The following is a 25664-nucleotide window of genomic DNA, read 5'->3' as shown; positions in this document are numbered from 1 at the left end:
TTTCACGCCCCCGTACCGAACATCTTTTTTTCGATCAGGTCACAAAGGATGTGGATAATCGCGATATGTGCCTCCTGAATGGCGGGGGTATAGAGGGCCGGAATACACAGGACGTGATCACATACCGCCGCGATCTTGCCGCCATCGCGCCCGACCAGCCCCAAGGTCGTTACTCCGCCCGCCGCTGCGATCTTCAGCGCTTCAAGCACGTTGGGTGAATTGCCGCTGGTCGAAATGCCGACGACCAGATCTCCGGGATTAGCCAAAGCGGCGACCTGGCGACTGAAGATCTGGTCGAACCCGTAGTCGTTGCCGACAGCGGTCAGGATCGAGCTGTCGGTCGTGAGGGCGATCGCCGGCAGAGCACGGCGTTCGGCCAAAAACCGCCCGATCAGTTCGGCCGCAAAATGCTGGGCATCGGCAGCGCTGCCGCCATTACCCATCACCAGAATCTTATGCCCCTTTGACAACTGCCCAACCATCAAGTCAGCCACGGCTTCGATCTGGCCAACCATATGTGACCGGAGATGATCAAAGGCCTTCTGATGTTCGGCCAGGTGATTAAGTATCTGTTGTTTCATAAGAAAGAATCCTTAGCGAGTCGCCGGGTTAAATATTATCGCGGTCAAGATTAACATGATCGACGTGAGTTGAGTAGCGTGCGGGATCGGCCATCAGGCCCTCAAAGGCCCGTACGACTTTCTGCACCGAAAGTGAATAATGCCAGTAGCGCTGCGAAAATTTAAACGGCACCCAGCCTGAGATCAGACGACTGGGCGTCCAGCAGGGGCGCCAGCGATAGTTGAGCTTCATGGCGTTGAGAATAGTCAGAACCGGCAGCCCCAGACTGGAAGCGAGGTGCCCGTTGCCTGAATCATTACCAATCAGGGCGCAGGCGCCACGATAGCCTTCGGCCAGTTCGGCAATACTTGAGGTCAAGAGCCACTCATGCCGTCCCTGCAGCGCCGGAACGACCTCGGCCTCCTCCGCCGGAGAAAAGGTAAAGACCGGGTGCCAGCCCCGTGCCTTCAAACGATCAGCCAATGCGACAAATCCTGACAAATGCCAGTTCTTTATCGGGTTAGAACTTGATGGATGAATCAGCACGCGCCGCGGATCAAACCCGGGCGCCTGACGAAAAGCTGCTTTAATTGGCGACCCCTGAGGTGAATCCACATCGAGGTTCAAAAAATTACGACAGAACCAGCGGATATCTTCGACGATCAATGATTTTTTCTTGCGGTTATACACATTATATGGCGCCTGGCGCATGCTCTGCAGCAGAGGATCGTCTCCGCTATAGGAGGAGCGGATATCGGTTGGCGGCTGCCAGCTGCGCGACAAGCAGTAAGGAAAATGGAGCAGGCTTGATGAAAACTCGGTTTTGGCTGGCTCAAAATCGGAACCGACATCAAACCAGACCACGCCGGGTTGCGCGTCGGCTTCAGGTGAGTAGATCTGCTGTAGCGGGCGGACTTCGATCCCGTCGAGCAACGGACCAAGCTGAGCAAGAAAATTCTGGTAGCAGATGACCCGGTAGCCGTTATCCTGAAAAATTCTGGCCCACTGCAACTGGAGTAAACCGTCACCCATGCCGCGCGAGGGAATCAGGGCGATAATAGGTTTAGATATTCTCTGCACTTCAGCCATGATGGAAAAATCCCTGTGCTTCACATGCCGCGACAATCGAACTTTGGGGGATATCTTTGACCCAATCTGTCCCCATGGCGTAGACCACACTTGTGGTGGATGCTTCAAGGGGTCGCCACTGGCGATTATTCGTGCGCATCAGGGCGACCAGCGGTCGCTCGAGAGCACTGGCAAAATGCATTACGGAGGTGTCGACGGAGAGGATAAAATCACAATATTCAACCAACGCCGGCAACTCAAAAAAATGCTCCTGCGCGGTAAATGCCAGCACCCTGCCTGCAAGGGCATCAGGTACGGCAGCGCAAGCTTTCTCGGTATGCTCAAGTTCATGCGGAGGCACACAGAGCACAAACGCAAGCTGCGTCTGAAGTACGAGCATTTCTCCAGCCAGGGACATAACGGCATCGAGGCTTAAGTCATGACTGGGATTGGTCGACAGAAAATTAATCAAAATCAATCGGCACCCCTGCTGGCGCTGCGCCTTAAACCGGGCAGAAATACGCTGTTGCCAGCTCTCGGGAACTTCAAGAGCAGGCTTAACCGTTTGAACTTTCAGGTTAAAAACCTGCTGGAAAAAATGGGAATAAAGCTCTGAAACGTGCGCGCCGTCTGCGAGGCTGAAACGCTCCAGCGCCAGCAAGAGATCGGGCCGAGCACCGAACAGAAACCGCTTCAACCGGTTCTTAGAGGCGGCAACTGCTGCAACAAACCCTTTAGGACAGATCCGCCGGGCATACTTTTCGTAGCGGTCGACCCGCGATTTGCTGAGAAAAAAAACCGCATCATAGTCACGCTGCTGCGCCCTTGCAACCGCCTCCTCACGCTCAACGGATGTTTCAGGAATCGGGTAGAACTGCTCGATATAGTCTGTCGCTTCCAGCCACTGACCAAGGATCCGGTTGCGCCCCTGCTGCCAGCTCTTACTGCGCTTGCGCAGGTCATCAAACCAGATATCGATCGTCAACTGGGGATATTGTCGCTGGATCTGCTGCAGATACCCGGACTGGTAAAGAAAATCTCCCAGCGCCAGCGGTGTCATATACAGGAGCCGCGCCCCTGGTTTCTCAAGAATGTGTTGTGGAATCTGCGTCATTATCCTGTTTGTCTGTTCCATGGGTTATGGTCCGTGCCCTGTCATACCCCTGCTGTAAAAGGAGCCAGTCCACAGCTGAAAAGTTGAATTTGCCGGATGCCTTATTTTTGAGTTTAGTGAAGGAGCGCAGCAAACGCTTCAGGTTATGGGTGGTCCACGACCCGGCAGAACGCCTGCGACAACGATCGAAATCGATGAGGGAAAAACGGCCTTCTGCATCCAGCAGGATATTCCCGGCATTCAGATCGGCGTGATAGATTCCGGCACAATGAAAATTCGCGATGACGCTTCCGAGTCGCTGCCATTGTGCGGCCCCAAGTGGCAAATCCGGCAAAAGTTCAGCCAGCGAAACAGCCCCCGCGATCCTCAGGGTCAAAAGATCCGCCCGATAAAAGAGCGTGCCCGGTTTCACCCGCGCCGCCACCGGTTGCGGCACCGGTAGTCCCTGGGCGCGCATCCAGACCAGCAATCGAAACTCTGTGAAAGCCCGGTTGAATTTGGTGCCGCGACCGAGGTAGCGGTCCTGAAATAACGTCTCGACCATCCCCCCGCGACGAAAGTGGCGAAAGTTGTAAGCCGTTCCATCGAATTCAAAAAAGCAGGGTTTCCCGCGAATCAACCGCGCTGTTGGAAATAGCTCATCCGCCACCTGCCAGAGGTTCTCGATTGAATCCTTGACGATCCCGGCATCAAACAGGATAATCGAACGATCTTTTTCTTCCTTGCGGATTTCTACCGACAATGATTTTCCCTTTGACTACGCCACCAGAACGGATCTGCCTGCTGCGCCTTTCGGCGATCGGCGATGTCACGCATATGCTCCCGACCCTGCGTACCCTGCAAGCGGCCTGGCCCGAAGCACGCATCACCTGGATCATCGGCAAGATCGAGGCCCAACTGGTCGCCGACATCGACGGCGTGGAGTTTATCATTTTTGACAAGGCGATGGGAACAAAAGCCTTTTTCGAGCTGCGCAAAAAATTACACGGTCAAAAATTCGACCTGCTGCTCAACATGCAGGTCTCACCGCGCGCTGCCCTGGTGAGTCGACTGATAAATAGCCCCGTGCGGCTCGGCTTCGATTCCAGACGCGGGAAATTTTTGCACAATCTGGCCTGCAACTACAGCATCCCGTATACCGCAAATCAGCACGTTCTGGACAGCTTCCTGTCCTTCACTGGATATTTGGGCATTGACCCACCAACCCTGCGTTGGGACATCCCGATTCCGACGGAGGCTATCGAATCGACCCGTCAACTCCTCGGCGCAGTCGACCAGTACCTGGTGATCAACCCCTGCTCCAGCAACCGTGCGCGCAACTGGCGCAACTGGAGTTACCAGCACTACGCCGCGGTCATCGACCATGCTGCTGCAAACTTCGGTATTACAACGGTCCTGACCGGCGGTCCGAATCAACAGGAAATCAACTATGCAGAGCAGATCATAACAACCGCTGAAGCGACACCGCTGAACCTGGTGGGGAAAACCAGCCTCAAGCAGCTAGCCGCCCTGTGCCAGGGCGCTCAAGCGATGATCTCCCCCGACACCGGTCCAGCGCATATCGCCAATGCCGTCGGTACCCCGGTCATCGGACTCTACGCCAGCTCCAATCCAGACCGCACCGGCCCCTACTCTCATCGCGACCTGACGGTGAATTGCTATCCGGAGGCACTAAAAAGGGAACTCGGCAAAGCCGTTTCAGAAGTCAAATGGGGTCAACGGGTGAGGAATCCACAGGTGATGGAGAGGATAAAAGTCGGTGATGTCATCAAGAGAATTGAGCAGGTCTTAAAAGCAGAAAATCAAGATTCGTCTACCAGTCCTTGATATAGGGTGAGGTAAGCTTTTCCAACGGTTTCAGGCGAGAACTTTGTCAAGCGCTTCTTAGCTCCAGTAATCAGATGAGTACGCAACACCTGATTGTCCACCAGCCTTAAAATCGCCTCCTGCAGCGCAAGGCTATCTCCTGCAGGCACCAAGAGTCCGGTCTCTCCATCAATGACCACATCCGGGATACCCCCGACATCCGAAGCGATAACCGGCACCCCCAGTTGCTGGGCCTCAAGCAGAATAGATCCTAAGCCTTCCCGCAGTGATGGATGAACAAGCACTTCAAGAGCGGCCAACCAGTTGCCGACATCCTGCACAAATCCGATAAACGTCAGATTACTCAAGCCGGTGGCCTGCTGCTCCAGACGCGAGCGCTCGCCCCCTTCCCCTAAAATAACAAACTGAAGGTCAGGTCTCTCCAAAGCCAGTTTCCTGGCCACTTGGATAGTAAAAGTATGTCCCTTGATCGTATAAAGACTGCCAATCTGGCCGATCAGTTTTTTTCCGGGAAAACGCTCCCGGATCTCGGCAACAGCTTTATTTTCATGTGAAAAATCAGAAAAACTATCTGGGATTCTGACGCATCTATCTGAACCAAGATCATCTTCAAGCCGTTTCTCAATCTGGGTGCTGATGGCAACTAAACGATCAATATTGCGGTAGCTTAGAAGCGACAGTCGATGCGAAGGCAACCCCTTGTCGACCCGGCGGGTAGCAACAGCCCTGAAGCCAAAAATCATTTTCAGGAGAGCGGCATAGTGCAAGCTGCGGCCATCATGGGCGTGGAAAACAAGATTCTTTTTTTTCCTCAGCAGCAGTTGAAAAAAAAGCCGGGGCAAAGATAAAAGTGGGATATGGGGCAATTCCTCAGATACCTTTTTTGCAAACGGACTATTTTTGCGCGCCAATACGCACTGTTCAATCTGATGTTCAGCCAACCAGGAAATAAGGTTCAATGTCTGCACTTCACCCCCACCATAGGCGGGAGCGAAGTTAAGATGAACAATAATCATGAACTGGCAGCCTCGGAACGATAAATTTGAGCGACAAATATTGTGGTCATCATAAAATAAAAAATAAGCGAAAAACCGTTTCTTAGTGGAACTTCAGCAATACCGCAAACCATATAACTTAGAACAAACAGAATGGCTGACGTCGACAAAAAAGGTGATGACTTTAATGACTTAAAAAACAATACCAACGGGACAAAATAAATTAGCAATAAAGTAAAAAGACCAAATATTCCTCTTGTGACTAAAGTTTCAATATAATCTGAGTGGTGATGCTGCCGGTCTTTAATAAAGCTTAAAACTCGCCCCTCTTTAATAAGCTCCTGCAGTCTCTCGTAAGCCCCAACATTTCCATACCCAAAAAGGGGCTTTTCCTTGATCATTATAAAAGAGGCCTTCCAAAGTTCAAATCGGTAACCGACAGATGTCTGTTGATGCTCACCGCTCGCATAGGCCATGGCATTACTGTAGCCTTCAACGATTCGGTTTTTCATACTATCACTAAAAACTGCGGTTAAACTCAGGGCGACCAATACTGTTACCAGAAAAAAGGCGATAACTTTCTTTCTTCTAAACAGGTAATAGTGAATAGTAAAAAAAGCAATTACGATAACCAATAAGGAGAGGAGTGAACCTCTAGACCCGGAAACCAGAACAATCACCAAACTGACAAGTTGACACGCAACCGCCAGACACTTGCTAACCCTGGAGGACTGTTTGTCATAAAAGATAAAACAATAACAAAACACTCCAACAGAGACTTCCGATAGAATGTTCCAGTGGGCCCAATACATTGGTCTGGTATCCCCATGGAACCATTTCCAAAGAAGTCCAGACATAATAATAAATGATCCTGTTAAAAAACCAGAGAGTAAATTTTCCTTCTTGAATGAATATGTACTTAAAAAATATCCAATAGGAACAAACAATAAAAATCTAGACGGCCAATCTAAGTAGCTAAGCCTTGAATATCCTAAAATTATGCTTATAACTATTGGTATTAGGTATATTGAAAAAGATAAGTTAAGATACAGTAAGTTTTTATTTGAAAAAACAATTTTATTTCTAGATATTAAGAATAAACTAACAAAAAATAAAATTAATGGCATAGCATTATATAAATCGTTAAATATAAATATCAAACAACCCCATAAAAACATAAATATATTTAAATAAATATCAGGGAATACCATATCTCCGACATCGCCTTTATATATTCCATCCAACTTATTCATTCAAATTCCTTAAAAGTTCACAATATTTAAGTACTGCTGTTTTTTGGGAAAATTCGTCAAAACTTAAAGAACAGACGCTCTGCTCATCATCAAAAACACTCTTCAATACTTTTGCCATCCGCCACTCATCAGTCGGCGGCACCAGACAACGAGCCAAATTCCCGACCAAAATTTCCGATGGGCCTGAAGGGCAATCTGAAGACACAACCGCTGTCCCACAAATCAGACTTTCAATCAATACAGTAGGCAGCCCTTCATAATCTGAGGTCAGAATCAGGGCTCTCGCCCTGGCCATATAGGGGTAGGGATTTTCTCGATGTCCGATCACCTTGACCTTTTCGGAAATACCATAACGACGCGCGAGTTTATCTACCTTACTCGCCTTTCCACTACCGACCAGAACGACTAATGGAGCGTCTATTCCTGATAGTTTATAGACCCGCATCAAGCGATCAAAACGTTTTGATTTTACCGGTCGCCCAACAGCCAAAACGAAGACATCTGGCACATCACTGATCGGCTCCCTGGACTTTCGCCGGATCTCCTCGACAGGGAAGGGATTATAAATGGCTGTCACCTGTTGAGGATCAACACCAAAGTTCACAAGCATGTCATCCCGTGAGCCCTGTGACACGCAGATCACCGGGTGACTTCTATACATTCGACTGTAGAGAAAACGTAAAATTGGCTTCAGCACAAACTGACGCGAACGTAACAGCATCCTGGACTTAGTACTGTGTGCAACAATAATGGCTGAGGCAGGTAAACGCCAAAGAGGGATGCATGCCAGCCCATGAATCAAAACCGCATCATATGTATCAAAATCGACCTGTGCCAGAAATTCGCTACAAAATAATTTTGCACGGGAATACTGCCACAATCGACTGCCGATTAGGCCCTTGACCAGACGAGAGGTAAACGAGCTGGAGGTATTACCGAGCCCCTGAAGCCTGATTTGCAGCAATCCGGGGTCATGGATGGCTGAAGGTCTCCAGGTGATAATGTCAACCTGGTGTCCCGCCTCGCGGAAACCGGCAGTCAGGTTCCGGATGACAGTGGTAACGCCATTATCGGTCAGACATTCTGTGAGATGAGCGATCTTCATGTGCCGTTTTTTCGTTCTTGCGCTAGCATGCGATCTATAACGAACAGGTGATGGTATATGCTATCCCGAAATGGCTTACCTGGACGGTCACTGCCCGCGCTCGACATCAAGCAGAGCGCAAGCCGCCTCGACCACCATCTCCGTCGTAACTCCCTCCATACAGGGGTGATCGATGGGACAAACCTTGAGCATACAGGGTGCACAATCGACGGGATGTCTGACAACACGATAATGGTCACACCAGGGGTGGGTTTTGGTGTGGTCGGTCGGCCCAAAGATGGCAACCACTGGCGTACCAAGTGCCGCAGCGACATGCATCGGGCCGGAATCATTACTGACCATCAAACCACAGCGATCGATAACCGCAACAAGCTGGCGGACGCTGGTTTTAGCGATCAGGTTCTGCGGTTTATGGCTCATCGCCTGCTCAATCGCCAACCCGATTTCGATTTCCGCCGGCCCTCCGGTCAGCACCACCGAAAAGCCATACTGCTGGCACAGTCGATCTGCGACCGCGGCAAAACGCTCAGGAACCCAACGCTTTGCCGAACCGAAAGCCGCGCCCGGATTTATGGCCAGCCAGTTGCCCCCCCCTAACTGCCCCTCTGCCCATCCCTGCTCGCCTGGCGTAACACCAAGACAGAGGCGGCCATCACCTCCGTCAATCCCGAAGGCGGCAAAGAGTGCCCGATACTGCTGCACCCGGTGCATAGCCCAGATCTCACGATCAAAAGGAATTGTATGTGTCATCAACAACTTACGTCCATCGCTGGAAAAACCCATGCGCCGCGGAATTCTCGCCAGAAACGCAAGAAGAGCGGCTCCCGCGGCCTTCTGCAACAGAACTGCAAGATCAAACTGCTCGCGCCGCAGCGCCAAAACCATCTTCATGTGGCCAAAGACCCCCCGGTGGAGTCCCTTGCGATCGTGAATCAACACCCTGTCGCAAGCGGGATGGTCGCTGAAGAGCTCAGCAACCAGCGGGTTAGCTACGATCACAATTTCGGCGTCAGGAAAACTGCTGCGCAAGGCCATCATCTCGACGGTCCCCATGACCGCGTCCCCGACCCAATTGGTGACACGCACCATAATTTTACGGATGCACGGGTTCCCCGCGAGGGGTTCAAGACGAGCCATCGGCATTAATCCTCCAGCGCAATCGCCTCATCGATCAGCATGACCGGAATGCCGTCGCGCACCGGGTAAGCAAGTCGGCAGACAGCACAGGCAATAACTTCCGAAGCGTCGACGGATTGAAGAGTCACCTGCCCCTTGCACTTAGGACAGGCGAGGATTTCGAGCAATTCAGCGGAAAGGGGCATGGTTTTGTCCTTTTGCAGCAATAGGTCCAGTTGGTCATAAAGGGTGTGACCCGGGTCAAGATAAACTTCCAGTCCGACCGCATAGCAGGGAAGATCGAAATTATCCGCAACCAGCTTAACGGCGTCTTTTTCGGTTGTCAGAAGAATTTCAGCATCAATTGCCGAAGCATTAATCCGCTCAAGCAATTGCTGGTCATAAAGAACATGGTCACCTAAAGCGAGTTCAGCCAGGGTTGAGATGCCTGCCTGTCCAAGTGCTGAAAAAAATCTTTCAGGTCTGCCAATCCCGGCAAAGGCAACGACTTTCATCCCGGAAAATGCTTTTAGTGTTTGCGTTTCACCGGTGAGCGAACGAGCGATATCCGAGAGGGTTGAACGCATCCGCATCACAGGTTTGTTCGCAAGGGGGATCGAATATTCACCTTCAGCGCCAGTCAGACAGATCAAATCCGCGCGTGCAAGCGCCGACTGCCGCTCCCGCAAGATTCCGGCAGGGAGCAGGAATTGGTTGCCGAAGGGTTGTTTTGCGTCAAGCAGGACAAGGTTCAAGTCCCGTGCAACCTGTCGATGCTGAAAGGCATCATCAAGAATAATCAGGTCGGCACATTCATGGAGATCAATGTATTCAAGGGCAAGCTTCCGTCTGGCTGCAACCAGCACGATCGCCTTGGGATTGCGATGAGCCAGCAGACAAGGCTCATCCCCTGCTTCTTCAGCCGAGAGCAAAAGACCCTCCCCGAGAGAAACAATTCCTGCGCCACCAGCATATTTTCCCCGATATCCGCGACTGACAACGGCGACCCGCAACCCCTGGCGCTGCAGATAACGGATCAACAGATCCACCATCGGGGTTTTTCCGGTTCCGCCAACTGCCAGGTTACCGACCGCGATGACCGGCAGGCGACTATGATATATTTTGCGCAGACCCAGGTTGAACGTCAGCCCTCTTAACCAAACGACCAGCACATAAATCCTGGCAAGTATGCGCAGAAGATAGAACAAACCCTGTTCAAAAATCCCTTCAGGGCCCTGGCCGGTCAAACGACTATGCAGATTTTCCAGCTTGTTCATCCGGACTCCGCAATAAGGGGCGAATCTGCTCCAGGGTCTTGAGTGTGGCACCGGCATTTTTTTCAATCATCATTCGCCCGTTGCTCCCCATTTTAGTGCGCAAGGCGGGGTCTGCATACAACAGTTCAAGCTGCAGTAAAAGATCTTCCGGATTATCAACCCGTTGCGATGCCCCGGCCTCTTTAAGGAGCTTGGCAATTTCCATAAAGTTTGCCATGTGCGGACCGTGAAGTACTGGCTTGCCGCTTCGGGCGGGTTCGAGCAGGTTGTGCCCCCCCAGGGGAACGAGACTCCCACCGACAAAGACCACCTCGGCGAGTTCGTAGACCTGATCAAGTTCTCCCATGGTATCGAGAAGCAGGACAGAATAGCCGAGGGGCGGGGGAGATAAAAGCCATTCGGAGCGACGGACAAAAGCAACATTTGATTTGTTCAGGAGATCGGCAACAGCATCGAACCGTCGTGGATGCCGGGGGGCCAGAACCAAAAAACTGGGAATCCCGCGCTCCAGAAGCTGACGATGACAGTCTAGAAGGATCTCATTTTCACCGGTACGCGTCGAACCACCCACCCAGACATATCCACCGGGCGCAAGAATCTTTTGTAATTCGGGTGCCGCTGCATGTTCACTCAAATTGCTTGCGACATCAAACTTGACGTTTCCCGTAACCAGCACACGCTTCTCTGCAGCCCCCAGGGCTTTAATCCGGCGCGCACAAATATTATCCTGCATGCAGAACGCCGTGAAGGCCTTCAACATAGGACGAACCAAAAACCGAACGCGGCGATAGCGCGAAAAAGAGCGTTTTGAGATCCGGCCGTTCACGAGCAGCAATGGGATATTACGCCGCCTGATCAAGCGTAAGAAATTAGGCCAGAGCTCGGTCTCGACGATCAGCACGAGTTCCGGGTGCAAGCGCCGCATAAACCTTCGCATAATCAGGCCGAGGTCGAGGGGAAAAAAAACCAGCAGGCCGATCTCCTCAATCTGCGCTGCAACATGTCGTCCGGTAAAGGTGGTGGTGGAGAGAACCAAAAAATGTTGTGGATGTTCACTCTTCAACTTACGAATCAGAGGGACCGCCGCAAGGACTTCGCCGACCGACACGGCATGGATCAGAATAACTCGTTTCTCACGCAAGAGTTTTTTGACGGAACGCGGATAATGAGCAAAACGCTCCAGCGTCCCTCGAACCGCCAACCCGTAGGGTAATCCCTTTAAAATTCCATAAGGCAGCAGAACAAGAGCGACCATCACAGTTAATATGTCATACAGCAGTCTCACCTTTAGCCTCCAGGCCTTCTTCCGCCGTACGCTGGTTCACTTTCATCGCCTGTTCGATGCGTCCCCGAAAAACCTCTGTCGTCTCGCCACGCACATAGAAAACCGGCTCACCAAAGGAGTAAACACCCCGCGCCAGAGGATAGGGGAGCAGAAAGCGATCCCAGGAAGCAAAGCGATGTCCCCTGCTTGCGACAAAAGACATCGGAATCACTGGTCGACCGGTCAAGCGTGCCAGTTGCACCACGCCATCCTTGATCTGGTGGCGCGGCCCTTTGGGTCCATCCGGAGTGATGACCAGGTCGGTGGGCTCGCTGGCGATCTTAAGCAGGTGCTTAAACGCTTCGCGACCGCCCCGGTTCGAGGATCCACGCACGGCATCCTGCCCGAAAAAACGCATGACTCGTGCGATCAGTTCACCGTCTTTGGAAGCACTGATCAAAATTCTGGATTTTTTCCCCGGATACCCGAGGGCCATCATCAGTAACTGATCATGCCAGAAGGAGAGAATCACGTTCTGCCCCTTTTCCCATTGCTGAGTCAAACGCTCCTGCCCGAGCACCTGGCAACGTAGTGTGAGATGCAGCAGGCGAATAATCACCACCGCAAGTGGCGGCGCAAACCAGACCAGGAGTCGGTCACCTAGACGCATAAAGGAGCCGCATCATTGAACTGCATATCGTGGAGGCGTCGATAAAGACCGTCCAACTCCATCAGTTGCTGATGTGAGCCGCTCTCCTTAAGGACGCCCTGCTCCAGCACCAGAATCCGATCGGCATGCTTGATGGTCGATAACCGATGAGCAATCACAAAGGTGGTACGCTCACGCATCAAATTAGAAAGCGCCCGTTGAACCATAGCTTCGCTCTCTGTATCGAGGGCGCTGGTAGCCTCATCAAGCAACAGGATCGGGGCATTTCGCAGAATTGCACGGGCAATGCACAGGCGCTGCCGTTGCCCACCGGAGAGACGTACCCCGCGGTCGCCAATAAGCGTCTGATAACCCTCGGGCATCAGACAGATAAACTCGTCGGCGAAGGCTTTTTGAGCTGCAGCCAGAATCTCATCTTCTGTCGCATCATCCGAGCCGTAACTGATGTTCTCACTGATTGTAGCGTTAAACAGAAAAGTCTCCTGATCGACCAGTGCCAGATTTTCATGCAGAGAACGGATGCTGAGCATCTTGATATCCTCGCCATCAATCAAAATCCGTCCTTCTGTAGGGTCATAAAAACGACTAATCAGCCCCGCAATAGTACTCTTTCCAGCGCCACTCGGCCCAACCAGCGCAACGACTTCACCTGGTGAGACGCTCAGATCCAGATGCTGGACTACCGGCTCAGCATCATAGGAGAAGCTGACATTATCGAAGCAAACTTCACCACGACAGCTTTTCAAGGTCAGCGCATTAGGGGCTTCAACTATCTCGATTTTTTCATCAAGAACTTCAAACACCCGCTCTGCACCTCCCATGGCCTGCTGAACGGTATTATTCACCTTGGTCAGGCGTTTCAAGGGGGTATACATCAGCAGAATAGCTGCTAGAACCGAAAAGAGCTGTCCCTGGGTCATCTCCCCGGCCAGAACGCGGCTTAAACCGTACCAGAGCACCGCCGCGATTCCGGTAGCGGTTAAAATTTCCATTACCGGTGAAGAGAGGGCACCATACTTGATGGTCTTACGGATAAAACGGTAATAAGCCCGGTTTTGCCCGAAAAACTTCTTCTTTTCCCGATCTTCCGTCGCAAAAGCCTTAACAACCTTGATCCCGGAAAAAGCCTGTTCGAGTGCCGTGGTTAGATCCCCCATTGCCCCCTGTCCGTGCCGGGAAAATTTCTTGATCTTATGCCCGATGATTGAAGCGGGAACTGCCGCCGCCGGGATCACCACAAAGGACATGAGCGCCATGCGCCAATCGGTGTAAAACGCAACGCCAGCCAAGCCGACGAGGGTCAGAGTTTCACGGATGCCCGAAACCACGACATTAGAGAGGACAGATTGCATCAAGTTGACATCATTAAGTATTTTCGACATCAATGAACCAGAAGCGTTCCCAGTGTAATAACGCATTGACAGGTCCATGCTCTGGCCAAAGAGGGCATTTCGGATATCCTGAATCGCCATCTGTCCAGCGGTACTGATAAAGTATTCCTGAACGTAGCGAGAGGCCCCTTTGAACACCGCCAGTCCGACGGCGAACATCGGCACCATTTTGGCGAGTTGGTAATCCTGGGCAATGACGATCCGATCGATAAATGGTTCGACCAGCTTGGCAATTACCCCGTCAGAGGCAGCGACCCCTGCTGACGCGATCATTGACAGGATAATCCGCCCCTTATAGGGTGCCGCGAAGCTGAGAAGTCTTTTGAAAATCTGATCTTTCCTGTATTTCACGTTATTCTTTCCTGAAACAGATATCGGCAGCCATCCGCGCAACCCGCTTAGAGGTCCCGGGTTGCCCCAACTTGTAACACACCATCTCGAGCCCTTGAATGATCTGCTCTCGGTATTCCTGATCATCGAGCAAACGCAGAAGTTCAGCCGTCAAATTCTCGGCATTCGCTTGATATTGAAGAAATTCGCGAACCACTCCCCGCTCGGCGACAATATTGACCAGGCTGAAGTAGGGGATCTTCACCAGCAGACTGCCAACAAGGTAGCTTATGAACGCGGCCTTGTAAATCACCACCATCGGTGTCCGACATAAGGCCGTTTGCAATGTGACTGTTCCCGAAACACAAAGGACCGCGTTGCACGCCGAAGCAATGGCGTAAATCGATTCCTGACTCAACTCAATAGGTAAATCAGTTCCCGCCAGCAGTTTTTTGATTTCATTCAGATCGAGGGATGGTGCAACCGGCAGCACAAAACGGGCCTCAGGTTTCTGCTGCAGAATTTGATGCGCCGTCTCGATCAGAGTTGCAAAACAAAATTTAAGCTCGCTCTTCCGGCTCCCCGGGAAAAGGCCAATCAACGGAACGCTGGGAGACACATTCAACCGCTGTCGCAGATCAGTAATTGGCTGCGCCCGGTCAAATTCATCGAGAAGCGGATTCCCGACATAGGTTGCATTAAGGGGTTGATTGGCGTAAAGCGGCGGTTCAAAGGGGAAGATAAGAGCGAGCTGGTTAACACGTTCACCGATGGTTTTAATGCGACCCTTTTTCCAGGCCCACACCTTGGGCGCGATGTAATAGAGTACCGGTACCCCGACTTCGCGCGCGACCTTCGCCAGTCGCAGATTAAAGCCTGGATAATCGATCAACAGCAGGAGATCAGGTTTTTCAGCCCCGCGTAACTGGGCCTCCAGACGCTTAAAACGATTACGAATCGTTGGCAGATGCCCAACAACCTCAACCAGCCCCATCACCGCCAGATCTTCCGCGGGGAAAAGGATGCGACACCCCGCCTCACGCATTCTGCGACCGCCAACCCCGTAAAAACTTAGACCAAAACCCTGCTCTTTGGCGGCCTGAATCAGATTTCCACCGTGCAAATCTCCTGAGGATTCACCCGCGACAATCATGACTTTTTTCAGTGGGTTTACGTCCTTGTGCATTACCAGCCCTTTAAATGCAGAAGGCGAAAACGGGACAATGCCGTTTTCGCCAAAGCAGTTTAGTCTGCTATCTGTGGCTAACGGGCCAGACCACGTTCACTTTTTTTAAGAAAATGGGTAAACAGATCCAGTTCGGCTGAAACATCGAGGGTCCGCTCAATCTCCGCGATCGCCTCATCAAGCTTCATCCCGGAGCGAAAGACGAGTTTATATGCCTGCTTGATCGACTTTAAAACCGCAGCAGGAAAACCGCGTCGTTTTAACCCAACAAGATTCAACCCCACTACCTTGGCGCGGTCTCCCTGAACAATGGTATAGGGGGGGACATCCTGCGCGATCATCGAACCGCCACTCGCCATAACATGGGCACCGACCCGGGTAAACTGGTGAACAGCTGACAGGCCTCCCATAATCGCATAATCATCCACCACGACATGACCCGCCAGGGTTGCACAATTCGCCAGGATGACATGATTTCCAACCAGGCAGTCATGAGCAACATGGGAATAGGCCATAAACAGGTTGTCATCACCGACCCGTGTCACCGCCCCTCCATCCTCGGTTCCAAGGTGGAGAGTTGTGAACTCTCGGATTTTGTTACGATCACCAATGATCAGCGTCGTTTGCTCACCATGGAATTTCAAATCTTGCGGCACGGCACCGATCGAAGCAAACTGGAATATCTGATTGTCTATCCCGATCGTTGTGCGCCCCTCTATCACCGAATGGGGCCCAACCGTGGTTCCTGAACCAATACTGACGTGTTCACCAATAACGGCGTAGGGTCCAACACAAACATCGGCGGCAAGCTTGGCACCCGGGGCAATAATAGCGGTCGGATGAATCATTTATAGTCCTGTCTAAAAACATTACTTATCGACAAAAGTGGCTTTCAATTCAGCTTCGGCAACCAAACTTTCCCCGACATAAGCTTTACCGAAAAAAACGTGGATCCCGCGTCGGGTTGAGATAAATTCGACTTCCATACGCAGTTGATCCCCTGGCCTTACCGGCCTACGGAATCGCGCGTTATTGATACCCACAAAGTAGGTCACCTGCTCTTTTTCTGCCTTGCTGGTTGCCGCGATATAGGCCCCACCAACCTGGGCCATCGCTTCGAGAATTAACACCCCAGGCATAATGGGATGACCAGGGAAATGTCCCTGGAAAAAAGGCTCATTAATTGTCACATTTTTGAACCCCACACATTTGATTCCCTCTTCCACTTCTTCTAGTCGATCAATTAACAAAAATGGATAACGGTGAGGCAGGAGATTCAGGATATCCATCGTATCGAGACTAATCATCTGTTCAGCTCCTTGATTTGATCTTCAAGCTCCAGCAAACGTTTCTGCAGAGCGGATATTTCACGACGCATTTCAGGCAACCGCCCGAATACAAGAGAAGATTTCAACCATTGTTTATGGGGGATGGCCGGGGTTCCTGAATAAATCTGGTTCCCGTCCAGATTTTGCGCTGCCCCACCCTTGCCGGCGAGGGTAATATTGTCGCCGAGAGTGACATGCCCGCTTACGGCCGACTGTCCGCCAAAGGTCGCATGCCGACCGATACGACTGCTGCCTGCAATACCGGTCTGGGCGGCGATAACCGAATCACCACCGATTTCAACATTGTGCGCGACATGCACCATATTATCGATTTTGCAGCCTTTTTTAATCCGTGTTTCGCCAAGTGCCGCGCGGTCGATGCAGCAGCAGGAACCGAGTTCAACATCATCCTCAAGCACCACGATCCCGACTTGCGGAATTTTGAAGTAGGCTTCGCCATCAGGAGCAAAACCAAAACCATCAGAGCCGAGGATAGCGCCCGGTTGCAGGATGACCCGATTGCCGATCTGGGTCTGCTCACGGATCAGACACCCGGCATGAATCAAACAATCACTCCCGATCCGGACATCGGCATAAATCACCACATTCGGGAAAATCATGCAATTATCGCCGATGACGACATTATCTCCAACCACGCACCCCGGGTAAATACTGACGTTCTGTCCTATTTTCGCCGAGGGCGCAACAACCGCTCCCGGTAAAATCCCGACATACGGGTAGGCCTCACCACGCAATTCAGTAAGAATTTTGGCGAAGGCCAGATAAGGGTTTGGACAGACCAGCAGATTCTTGCCTGGAGCTTCGGTTCCAGGCGCCATAATAACTGCCGAGGCCTGACACTTTTCCAGATAAGGCAAATACTTCGGATTGGTCAGAAACGTCAGATCACCAGTACCCGCCTGGTCAATTGTGCGGATTCTGGATATTTCGATCCGACCATCGCCAACAACCTGCGCGCCGACTAATCTTGCGAGTTGATCAAGTGTCGCCATCTGCAAAAATCCGTCTAGTTGCTTGCGTTATAAGCCTTGATCACATCATCCGTCAGATCAACGGAAGAATCCCCATAGACAAGTGAACTTTCGCTCTTTTCAAGAACAATGACATAACCTTTTTCTTTGCCAAGTTTACGCGTCACCTTAAGAATTTGGTCAATAATGCGTTTGGTAAAATCTGCGTCTTTTTGTTTCAACTCATCCTGAATGTCTTTAGTGAACCGTTGAAATTCCTTGGCCCGCTGTTGAAATTCGCGTTCTTTTTTGGAGCGCGCTTCGTCGGACAGCAAAACGGACTGCTTATCGAGTTCGCTTTTCATCTCCTTGAGAGCGTCCTGTTCGGCTGTGACCTTGGCTTCGTATTTTTTTACCTGTTGCCCAATATCTGCCTTGGCTTTAACTCCGGCATTGCTCAGGTTCAAAGCCTTCTGTAAATCGATAAAACCAACTCCGCCGGCAGCAAAAGTGGTCGAGGCAACAAACAAAAGGATGGCCGCCAAAACAATTTTTTTCATTTTCTTTCTCCGTAAGCAAAGTTGATTAAAAGAACGAACCGATACTGAATTCAAAGACTGAGCTCTTTTCAGTCCCTCTTGGGGATAGGTTATAGCCCCATTCGAAGCGCAACGGCCCCAATGGGCTCAACCAGCGGATTCCATACCCGGCGCTGTAACGCATATCCGAAAAGTAATTCTGACTCTCCTTCCAGGCGTTGCCACTGTCGGCAAAGAGTACGCCTTTAACCTTGTATTCTTCGTTGAGGGGGAAGAGAAATTCGAGATTAAAATAGGCCGATTTTTCACCTCCGATAAAGGTCCCGCCAGAGTCCGTAGGGCCGACTTCGCGGGTCCTGAAGCCCCGAATTGACCGTAACCCCCCGAGGAAGAATTTTTCACTGACAGGAATCTCGGCGCCGGTCGTTTTCAAGACATAACCGATATCTCCATTAAGCGAGAGTACCGTTTTCCAGAACAGTGGGAAAAACTGCCGATGGCTGAGATCAAACTTGGCAAACTTGTCAGTCCCGCCCAGACCGGCATATTCTGCGGTAAAGGCCGAGACCCCGCCACGAGATGGATCTAAACGATAATCCGTTGTATTGCGGGTCAGAGTGCCGGTCAGAGACGAAAGAGTTGACAGCCCGACTTGATCAAGTATTGAGGGATCGGTGACATAACTGGCAACACCGTAGATTTCTTTCTCTTCATAACGATAGGTTAGAAGACCCTGGGAATATTGCCCCAGGGGATGGCCAATTTTGAGGGCGCCACCGGTCGCTTTTTGTGAGAAGTCGGTCCAGTCGCGCTCCGATTTGTACAAATCAAACCCTGCGGTCCAATGCGTATCCAGAAAGTAGGGATCGGTCACGCCGACACTATAGAGCTGTGAAGACCCCCCCAGCGTGGCTGAGGCATTAAGTTTCAGGCCATACCCTAAAAAGTTGGCCTGCGATATTGAGCCCTGAGCGATCAGGTGATCGACAGATGAGTAACCCGCGCCGATGGAAAAACTGCCTGTCGGTTTTTCCGTGACTGCAACATTCAAATCATCGGTGTCACTCCGGCTTCCCGGCGAAGTAGAAACATTAATATCTTCGAAATATCCGAGATTTTTAAGCCGGCTACGACTGGTTTTGATTTTCGTTGCACTATAAAGATCCCCCTCAACCAGAGAGAGTTCCCGGCGCAAGACCTTGTCCCGCGTAATGGTGTTGCCACTGATATTGATCTTTTCGATATGGATCAACGCCCCCTTTTCGATTTTGAACTTGAGACTTATCTTCTTCTCCTCAGTATCCTTATTAGTTAAGGGAACAACGTTCACATTGGCGTAACCCTGGTCCGCATACAAATCGGTCAAAGCAAGGACAGAATTGCGCAACTCGGTGCGACTAAAAACATCTCCCTCCTTGAGGGTTATCAGAGGTTCAAGCTCTTTGCGGGGCTTAATAAGGTCACCGACCAGGCTGACACTCCCTGCCCGATATTGTGGACCTTCCTCAATTTCAAACAGCAACTTCATGTGTTTCCCGCCATCGACCATGCTGATCTGAGGCTGTTTTATCTTCACATCCATATATCCGCGATCATAGTAGAGGGATGTCATCAAATCTATATCATACGGAATCTGTTCGGCTTTATATGTGCCACGATCCGTAATCCAGGACCAGATCCAGCGTTTTTTCGTCATCATAGCATTTTTAAGCTCTTTACTCGTTACAACATGATTCCCTTCAAATACGATTTGATCAATCAGAACTTTAGTCCCCTCGGAGATATTAAACGTCAGGACACTTTCATTCCGCTTATCTGTTTTCAGCTCAGGAGTGACCTTTACCGCATAATAACCTTCGGTGTGATACAGCTTTTCAATTGCCGCGACACTCTGCTTAATTTTGACGGGATCATAGATCCCGGGAACACGCATTGTGACAAGAGGCCGCAATTTCTCCTCGGTCAACTTTTTTAAACCGACAAAGCGAAATTCCCTGACAAGTGGCCGTTCGTGAACAATGAAAACCAAAACCTTGGCGCCACCTTCTTCACGTACGTCCGCAGTGACGTCATCAAACTTCCCCAAACTGAAGATCGCCCGAAGGTCGCGATCGATATCTTCAAGGGAAACATCCTGACCGGGTTTCACCGTCAATACCGCCCGGACCGAAGATCCCTCCACCCGGTCATTCCCTTCCAATCGGATATTGGAAAATTTGAGGCTATCCGCATGGGCCAAAGGGACCAGAAAAAACAGGGTCAAACAGGTTATAAAAATTCTACGTAGCATCAGATCTAGATTCCCTTTGTATTAAATGATCATAAAGTCGCGATTATAGGGATTTGAAAGAGGGAGCACAAATTAATTCAGATCATCAGCGACTAACCGACCATCTTCGATGCGCACCACCCGGTCCATCCTGGCCGCGAGTTGATCATTATGGGTCACGATCACCATGGTCAGGTTATGGCTGCAATGCAATTTCTCAAGCAGAACAAAAATTTCATCAGAGGTGCGGCGATCAAGATTGCCGGTCGGCTCATCTGCCAGCAACAGCCTTGGCTTCTGAATCAGGGCGCGTGCAATCGCCACTCGCTGCTGTTCGCCGCCAGAAAGAGCTCCGGGCTTATGTTCCAACCGTTTCCCGAGCCCGGTTTCTGCGAGAACATCAGCTGCAGTCCCCCGCGCCTGAGAGCGGGACTGGCCAGAAATCAGCAGCGGCATCATCACATTTTCCAGAGCGGTAAATTCGGGCAGCAGTTGATGGAACTGAAACACAAAACCGATGGTTTGATTACGAAAAGCATCGAGTGCTGCCCCCTTCAGGGCAAACAGGTTTCGTTCCTCGAACAAAACCTCTCCATCTGTCGGACGATCAAGCCCCCCCATGATATGCATCAAGGTCGTCTTGCCCGCACCTGAAGTCCCGACAATAGCAATCCGCTGTCCGACATCAATCTTCAGGTCGATGTCGCGCAGGACATGCAACTGACCGCCAACAATATTAAAATACTTATTAACATTAGAGATTCGGATCATGAACAGTCCTACTCATAGCGCAAGGCTTCGGCGGGGTCCATACGCGAAGCCCGCCATGCGGGGTAAATGGTCGCTGCCAGAGAAATTGCCAGCGCAACCACGACCACGGAAATCACGTCAGACAAGACCAGCTCTGAAGGAAAATGTTCCATGCCGTAAACTGCCTGATCGAAAATCCGGATCCCAAATTCCGACTCGAGCCACTTGATAATCGCGTCGGCGTAATGAGCCAGCCCCACACCGAAAAGAGTACCGAGCGAGGTCCCCAGAACTCCGATGATCGCCCCCTCGAAAACGAAAATTTTCATAATACTGCTCGCCGTCGCACCCATGGCACGCAATATGGCGATGTCACGGTTTTTCTCCATCACCACCATGATCAGCGTGGTCGCAATATTGAACGCCGCAACCAGAACGATAATCGCCAGCACAATAAACAGACCGAGCTTTTCGAGCTTGAGAGCACTCAGGAAGGAACCGTAAAGACTCTGCCAGGGACGGATGATGTAGGGGAAAGGAAACTGACGACTCAACTCCCCCGAAACCTGTGGGGCCTGATCGAACCGCTGCACCTCAATTTCAATGCCGGTGACTTCACCGGTCGATTCAAAAAACTGCTGAGCCGTTTCAATATTAATGTAGGCGTAAAAGCTGTCGATCAGACTGCTCGGCTTTTCAAAGATGCCGACAATCCGAAACGGCTTCATTTTGGGGATCATCCCGAACGGGGTAATGTTGAAGAGCGGCGGGATCACATTGATACTGTCACCGACAGCCACCCCGAGCGTCGTTGCCGTGTCGAGGCCAATAATGATGCCGGGGCGTTTCAGGTTCGCACCAAAGACGCCATCGATGGGATTGACGTCTTTTATCTGGAGCAGATCCTGTTTAAAAACCTTGTGCTCGCGTTCAACCCCCTTAACGCTGACCGCGGCGACATTGCCGTGGGAGAGCAGCATCGCCTCACGTGAGACAAACGGGGTAACGGAAACCACCTGCGGCAGCTTGCGTGCGGCCGCCTCCAGCTTCTGGTGATCGCGAATCCCCTCACCAAAGCGCTGAACCAGCACATGCGGCACATTGCCGAGGATCTGCTGCCGAACCCCGTTGGTAAAACCGGTCATCACTGCGAGCACCAGAATCAAGGCCGCCACCCCCAGCATCACACCGAAGATCGAAATGAAGGAGATGACCGAAATAAAGGTCTGCTTGCGCTTGGCCCGCAGATAACGCAGGCTGACAAACCATTCGAAGGACACGATAAGAGGACCGTTCCTGTCAGTCGACAGACTTGAGTTGGGGGAAGAGGATCACGTCGCGAATTGAAGAGGCATCGGTCAACAACATGACCAGACGATCGATACCGATCCCCTCACCCGCCGTCGGCGGCAGGCCATATTCGAGGGCACGGATATAATCGGCGTCCATGGCATGGGCCTCGTCATCACCGGCGGCCTTCTCCTCGAGCTGCTTGACAAAACGCTCCTTCTGATCGATCGGATCGTTCAACTCGGAAAAGGCATTTGCCAGTTCACGGCCGACCATGAAGAGTTCAAAACGGTCAACCACCTCGGGATTCTCATCATTTTTTCGTGAAAGCGGTGAAATTTCGGTCGGATATTCAGTGATAAAGGTCGGTTGCCACAACTTCGGCTCAACCACAACATCAAAGACCTCAGCTAACAGCTTGCCATGGCCCATATTTTTATCCGGTTCGAGGCCGAGGCTCTCGGCATAGTCGCGCAGCTTAGCGATGTCATCGGTCACGGCCATTTCAACCTCGCCGTATTTGACGATCGACTCCTTCAAGGTCAGTCGGTCCCAGGGCGGAGTCAGATCGACCTCTTTGCCACCGTAGCTGATCTTCAATCCGCCGCAAATATCACTCGCAACACTGCAGATAAGTTCTTCGGTATAATCCATCAGATCATGATAGGTTGCATAAGCGCGGTAAAATTCCATCATGGTGAATTCGGGATTGTGTTGAATCGAGATCCCCTCATTGCGAAAGTTACGATTGATCTCGAACACCCGGTCAAAGCCACCGACCACCAGCCGTTTAAGATAAAGTTCCGGTGCAATGCGCAAGAAAAGATCCATATCCAGCGTATTGTGATGGGTCGTGAAGGGGCGCGCCGTGGCACCACCGGCGACCGGATGCATCATCGGCGTCTCGACCTCAAGATAACCGTTATCGATCATGTGTTGACGGATCAGGCTGACAATACGGCTGCGCTTGTGAAACAGCTCCTTAACCTCAACGTTGGAGATCAGGTCGAGATAACGCTGACGGTAGCGCGTTTCAACATCAGTCAAGCCGTGCCATTTTTCTGGCAGGGGCAACAACGACTTGGTCAGCAGCTGAATCCGGGAGGCGCGCAGCGAGAGTTCATTGGTCTTGGTCCGGAACGGCACCCCGACGATCCCGACAATATCTCCGATATCAAACTTGCGGAAGTGCCCGAAAGACTCCTCTCCCACCTGATCAAGCGCAACATAAACCTGCATCCGGCCACTGCCATCCTGCAACTGGATAAATGCCGCCTTTCCAAAATCACGCCGCGCCATAATGCGCCCCGCGATGGCATAGGTCTCCAGAAAATCCTGCAACAGTTCCGCATCGCTATCAACATGCAGTTCGGCCACCTCGGCCGCCTGATGGCTGGGCACAAAATTATTGGCAAAGGGATTCACCCCCGCAGCCCGAAAACTTTCAACTTTTTCACGGCGTTGCCGTAGTAAATCGTTCAACTCTTCCATATCGACTCTCTATCCTGTGCACATTAGGCTGAAGTGCCGAACGATACCCCTTGCCACAAGGTTTCGTCAAGGAAGAATGCCCACGGGAAGGCATCATAAAACGGGGCAGACAGACTCATATCAAAAGCCGCTCAAACGCGCTCCCACAGGGTAAACCGTTATGGAGCAAAAACTTCTGCGGCATTTTTTAGTCAAATCAACTAGAATGGACCTGCGCTAATCACCTCCACTCATTTCAAGGGAGAGACTTTTGTGACTCGTGATTTAACCCCGGCAGAAACCCGCGTTCTCGGCTGCCTGGTCGAAAAAGAACTGGCGACACCCGAGTATTACCCCATGACCCTGAACGCTCTGGTCAACGCCTGCAATCAAAAATCGAACCGCTCCCCGGTCGTTGTTTTCGATGAAACAATCGTGGCAGAAGCACTGGAAAGTTTGCGCCCGCTAGGGCTGGCGATTCAGTCAGTCGAGGGTGGTCGGGCAGCCAAGTTCTGCCATAACCTTTATGGTAAGTATCGGCTACAGGATGCCGAAATGGCCGTCCTCGCCGAACTGCTGCTGCGCGGGCCCCAAACCGGCGGCGAACTACGGCAACGCGCCAGTCGCATGCGTCCACTCGATTCGATGGAGCAGGTCGAGGAGATTCTGACGGTATTGATGGAACTGGAGGAGACCCTGGTGACCAAACTCCCACGTCAAACCGGCCGCAAAGAGTCCCGTTACGCACATCTGCTGTCCGGAGAACCGGACCTTAAAGATGTCGGAACGACGCCAACCACGGCGATTCTTAACGCCCGCGCCGGCAATGAGCGGATTGAAAACCTTGAGACTGAAGTAAGCGAACTCAAGCGCGAGATCGCAGAATTAAAAGCAACCTTTGAGCTTTTTCGGCAGCAGTTCGAATAAAAAAATTAGGACCACCCCAGGGATTCGATAAAAGATCGACTATTCACCAAGGCGCGAATCTGCGGCATCTGTTCATTGGCGGCCTCATATCCTTTTCTTATCAGCCAATCCGTCCGACTAAAATCGGCCCAGTGGTTATCCCCGACGTCCGGACGGATCACCAGATCTGCCTGAGTCAGCTGCAGTTCAGATAATGCGTTGCGCGCAGCGGCATCAGCCCTGAAGACAACCTCCAGCCCACTACTGACTGTATCCAGTTCACCCAGATGGCAACCGACATCGACCGCGATCACCAGGTCGGCGCCAAGGTCTCGGGCAGGGATGATCGGCACCGCATTGATCCAGCCGCCGTCCACCAGCAGTTGACTGTTTAATTCCACCGGCGGCAGAACTCCAGGCAAGGCGCAGGTCGCTGCTACAGCCTGACGCAGAGAACCGCGCTGCAACACTACTTCGCGGCAACTATGTAAATCAAGGGCGCTGGTCGCAAAAGGAAGGGACATCATCTCAATATCGATGTCGGGGAGCAAAAAGGCAAAACTCTGATTCGTCGTCTCCTGGGAAACAAACGCCAAAGTGGTTAACGAAAGCATGTAAAATATTTTTTGACGCGCCAGCTGTGAGAACCGGAAGAACAGACCGCCACCATTCAGCTGATCCCGCTCTACCGCAAAATCGAGTCGCGACCGACGAAAGACCTCACTCTTCAAGTAGGCTTCGAACTTTTTTCTCAAGGGTTCAACCTCGGGTCGCGACGCATACATCCCCCCGATGATCGCCCCCATACTGGTTCCAGTCACTACATCAACCGGGATTTTCGCCTCTTCGAAGGCCTGAAGTACACCGATGTGCGCCATCCCGCGCGCCGCACCGCCACCCAAAGCCAACCCGAGTCGTTTTTTATCGAACCAGCCCATCAGCAGGGTCCCTCCGCATCAATTAGTTAAAATCGGCCAGCGCCAC

General features: G+C 51.6%; 24 protein-coding genes. 2 read left to right on the top strand and 22 right to left on the bottom strand.

Annotated features, from left to right (window positions below):
• Positions 1–2: 2 nt before the first annotated feature.
• From D888_RS0106315 to D888_RS20885, 4 genes are read right to left on the bottom strand one after another with little or no spacing between them, the layout of a single operon-like run.
• Complete coding sequence (locus D888_RS0106315; RefSeq protein ID WP_020675703.1) at positions 3–581, bottom strand: D-sedoheptulose-7-phosphate isomerase; 579 nt, start codon at positions 579–581, stop codon at positions 3–5.
• A 28-nt stretch (positions 582–609) separates the two neighbouring features.
• Positions 610–1650, bottom strand: coding sequence for a glycosyltransferase family 9 protein (locus tag D888_RS0106310; protein ID WP_020675702.1), 1041 nt, complete (start codon positions 1648–1650; stop codon positions 610–612).
• A complete protein-coding gene (locus tag D888_RS0106305; RefSeq protein WP_083928789.1) occupies positions 1643–2764 on the bottom strand; it encodes a glycosyltransferase family 9 protein in 1122 nt (373 codons plus the stop codon). The genes D888_RS0106310 and D888_RS0106305 overlap by 8 nt, the downstream gene beginning before the upstream one ends.
• Positions 2715–3485 carry a 3-deoxy-D-manno-octulosonic acid kinase gene (locus tag D888_RS20885; protein ID WP_020675700.1) on the bottom strand — a complete coding sequence of 257 codons (771 nt, stop codon included), beginning with the start codon at positions 3483–3485 and terminating at the stop codon, positions 2715–2717. Before D888_RS20885 ends, D888_RS0106305 begins: the two co-directional genes overlap by 50 nt.
• Between D888_RS20885 and D888_RS0106295 the strand changes: the two genes are divergently transcribed.
• Positions 3485–4570: a glycosyltransferase family 9 protein gene (locus tag D888_RS0106295; protein WP_020675699.1), complete on the top strand. Its 1086-nt coding sequence runs from the start codon at positions 3485–3487 to the stop codon at positions 4568–4570. The two genes, D888_RS20885 and D888_RS0106295, sit on opposite strands and share 1 nt — an antisense overlap.
• Here D888_RS0106295 and D888_RS0106290 read toward each other — a convergent pair.
• The 17 genes from D888_RS0106290 to lysS all read right to left on the bottom strand — a co-directional run bounded on the left by D888_RS0106290 (position 4546) and on the right by lysS (position 23795).
• Positions 4546–5586, bottom strand: coding sequence for a glycosyltransferase family 4 protein (locus D888_RS0106290; protein ID WP_020675698.1), 1041 nt, complete (start codon positions 5584–5586; stop codon positions 4546–4548). The genes D888_RS0106295 and D888_RS0106290 overlap by 25 nt on opposite strands.
• Entirely contained in the window at positions 5583–6818 is a 1236-nt protein-coding gene (locus D888_RS0106285; protein ID WP_020675697.1) for an O-antigen ligase family protein, read from the bottom strand. The genes D888_RS0106290 and D888_RS0106285 overlap by 4 nt, the downstream gene beginning before the upstream one ends.
• Positions 6811–7923: a glycosyltransferase gene (locus tag D888_RS22955; protein ID WP_020675696.1), complete on the bottom strand. Its 1113-nt coding sequence runs from the start codon at positions 7921–7923 to the stop codon at positions 6811–6813. Before D888_RS22955 ends, D888_RS0106285 begins: the two co-directional genes overlap by 8 nt.
• Before the next feature lie 87 nt (positions 7924–8010).
• Positions 8011–9060, bottom strand: a complete 1050-nt coding sequence (waaF, locus tag D888_RS0106275) for a lipopolysaccharide heptosyltransferase II (protein WP_051092406.1) — start codon at positions 9058–9060, stop codon at positions 8011–8013.
• Positions 9061–9065: 5 nt separating this feature from the next.
• Entirely contained in the window at positions 9066–10316 is a 1251-nt protein-coding gene (gene lpxK / locus D888_RS20875; RefSeq protein WP_020675694.1) for a tetraacyldisaccharide 4'-kinase, read from the bottom strand.
• Positions 10291–11601, bottom strand: coding sequence for a 3-deoxy-D-manno-octulosonic acid transferase (locus D888_RS0106265; RefSeq protein WP_020675693.1), 1311 nt, complete (start codon positions 11599–11601; stop codon positions 10291–10293). The genes lpxK and D888_RS0106265 overlap by 26 nt, the downstream gene beginning before the upstream one ends.
• Complete coding sequence (locus D888_RS0106260; protein ID WP_020675692.1) at positions 11585–12250, bottom strand: lysophospholipid acyltransferase family protein; 666 nt, start codon at positions 12248–12250, stop codon at positions 11585–11587. Before D888_RS0106260 ends, D888_RS0106265 begins: the two co-directional genes overlap by 17 nt.
• Positions 12241–13992: a lipid A export permease/ATP-binding protein MsbA gene (gene msbA / locus D888_RS0106255; RefSeq protein ID WP_020675691.1), complete on the bottom strand. Its 1752-nt coding sequence runs from the start codon at positions 13990–13992 to the stop codon at positions 12241–12243. The genes D888_RS0106260 and msbA overlap by 10 nt, the downstream gene beginning before the upstream one ends.
• 1 nt (position 13993) lies before the next feature.
• Positions 13994–15157 (bottom strand): lipid-A-disaccharide synthase, encoded by a 1164-nt coding sequence (gene lpxB / locus D888_RS24535; protein WP_020675690.1) that lies wholly within the window; start codon positions 15155–15157, stop codon positions 13994–13996.
• A 77-nt stretch (positions 15158–15234) separates the two neighbouring features.
• Complete coding sequence (lpxA, locus tag D888_RS0106245) at positions 15235–16005, bottom strand: acyl-ACP--UDP-N-acetylglucosamine O-acyltransferase (RefSeq protein WP_020675689.1); 771 nt, start codon at positions 16003–16005, stop codon at positions 15235–15237.
• Between the two features lie 21 nt (positions 16006–16026).
• The gene (gene fabZ / locus D888_RS0106240) at positions 16027–16464 is read right to left on the bottom strand and encodes a 3-hydroxyacyl-ACP dehydratase FabZ (protein ID WP_020675688.1); all 438 of its coding nucleotides are present in this window, start codon (positions 16462–16464) and stop codon (positions 16027–16029) included.
• Positions 16461–17498: a UDP-3-O-(3-hydroxymyristoyl)glucosamine N-acyltransferase gene (gene lpxD, locus D888_RS0106235; protein ID WP_020675687.1), complete on the bottom strand. Its 1038-nt coding sequence runs from the start codon at positions 17496–17498 to the stop codon at positions 16461–16463. The genes fabZ and lpxD overlap by 4 nt, the downstream gene beginning before the upstream one ends.
• A gap of 14 nt (positions 17499–17512) precedes the next feature.
• Positions 17513–18016: an OmpH/Skp family outer membrane protein gene (locus D888_RS0106230; protein ID WP_020675686.1), complete on the bottom strand. Its 504-nt coding sequence runs from the start codon at positions 18014–18016 to the stop codon at positions 17513–17515.
• Positions 18017–18041: 25 nt separating this feature from the next.
• Positions 18042–20285 (bottom strand): outer membrane protein assembly factor BamA, encoded by a 2244-nt coding sequence (gene bamA / locus D888_RS0106225; protein WP_020675685.1) that lies wholly within the window; start codon positions 20283–20285, stop codon positions 18042–18044.
• A gap of 72 nt (positions 20286–20357) precedes the next feature.
• Entirely contained in the window at positions 20358–21035 is a 678-nt protein-coding gene (locus D888_RS0106220; protein ID WP_020675684.1) for an ABC transporter ATP-binding protein, read from the bottom strand.
• Between the two features lie 8 nt (positions 21036–21043).
• The gene (locus D888_RS0106215; RefSeq protein WP_020675683.1) at positions 21044–22294 is read right to left on the bottom strand and encodes a lipoprotein-releasing ABC transporter permease subunit; all 1251 of its coding nucleotides are present in this window, start codon (positions 22292–22294) and stop codon (positions 21044–21046) included.
• A gap of 19 nt (positions 22295–22313) precedes the next feature.
• Positions 22314–23795 (bottom strand): lysine--tRNA ligase, encoded by a 1482-nt coding sequence (gene lysS, locus D888_RS0106210; protein WP_020675682.1) that lies wholly within the window; start codon positions 23793–23795, stop codon positions 22314–22316.
• 252 nt (positions 23796–24047) lie between these two features.
• On the opposite strand from lysS, the gene D888_RS0106205 reads away from it, so the two are divergent.
• On the top strand, positions 24048–24701 hold the full coding sequence (locus D888_RS0106205; protein WP_020675681.1) for a YceH family protein: 654 nt from the start codon (positions 24048–24050) through the stop codon (positions 24699–24701).
• Positions 24702–24706: 5 nt separating this feature from the next.
• Here D888_RS0106205 and D888_RS0106200 read toward each other — a convergent pair whose 3' ends face one another.
• Positions 24707–25618, bottom strand: a complete 912-nt coding sequence (locus D888_RS0106200) for a patatin-like phospholipase family protein (RefSeq protein ID WP_020675680.1) — start codon at positions 25616–25618, stop codon at positions 24707–24709.
• Between the last annotated feature and the right edge of the window lie 46 nt (positions 25619–25664).

It is taken from the genome of Geopsychrobacter electrodiphilus DSM 16401, from assembly GCF_000384395.1.
Classification (GTDB): Bacteria; Desulfobacterota; Desulfuromonadia; order Desulfuromonadales; family Geopsychrobacteraceae; genus Geopsychrobacter; species Geopsychrobacter electrodiphilus.
Note: the sequence above shows the minus strand (reverse complement) of the source record. Positions and strands in the feature narration are given on the sequence as shown.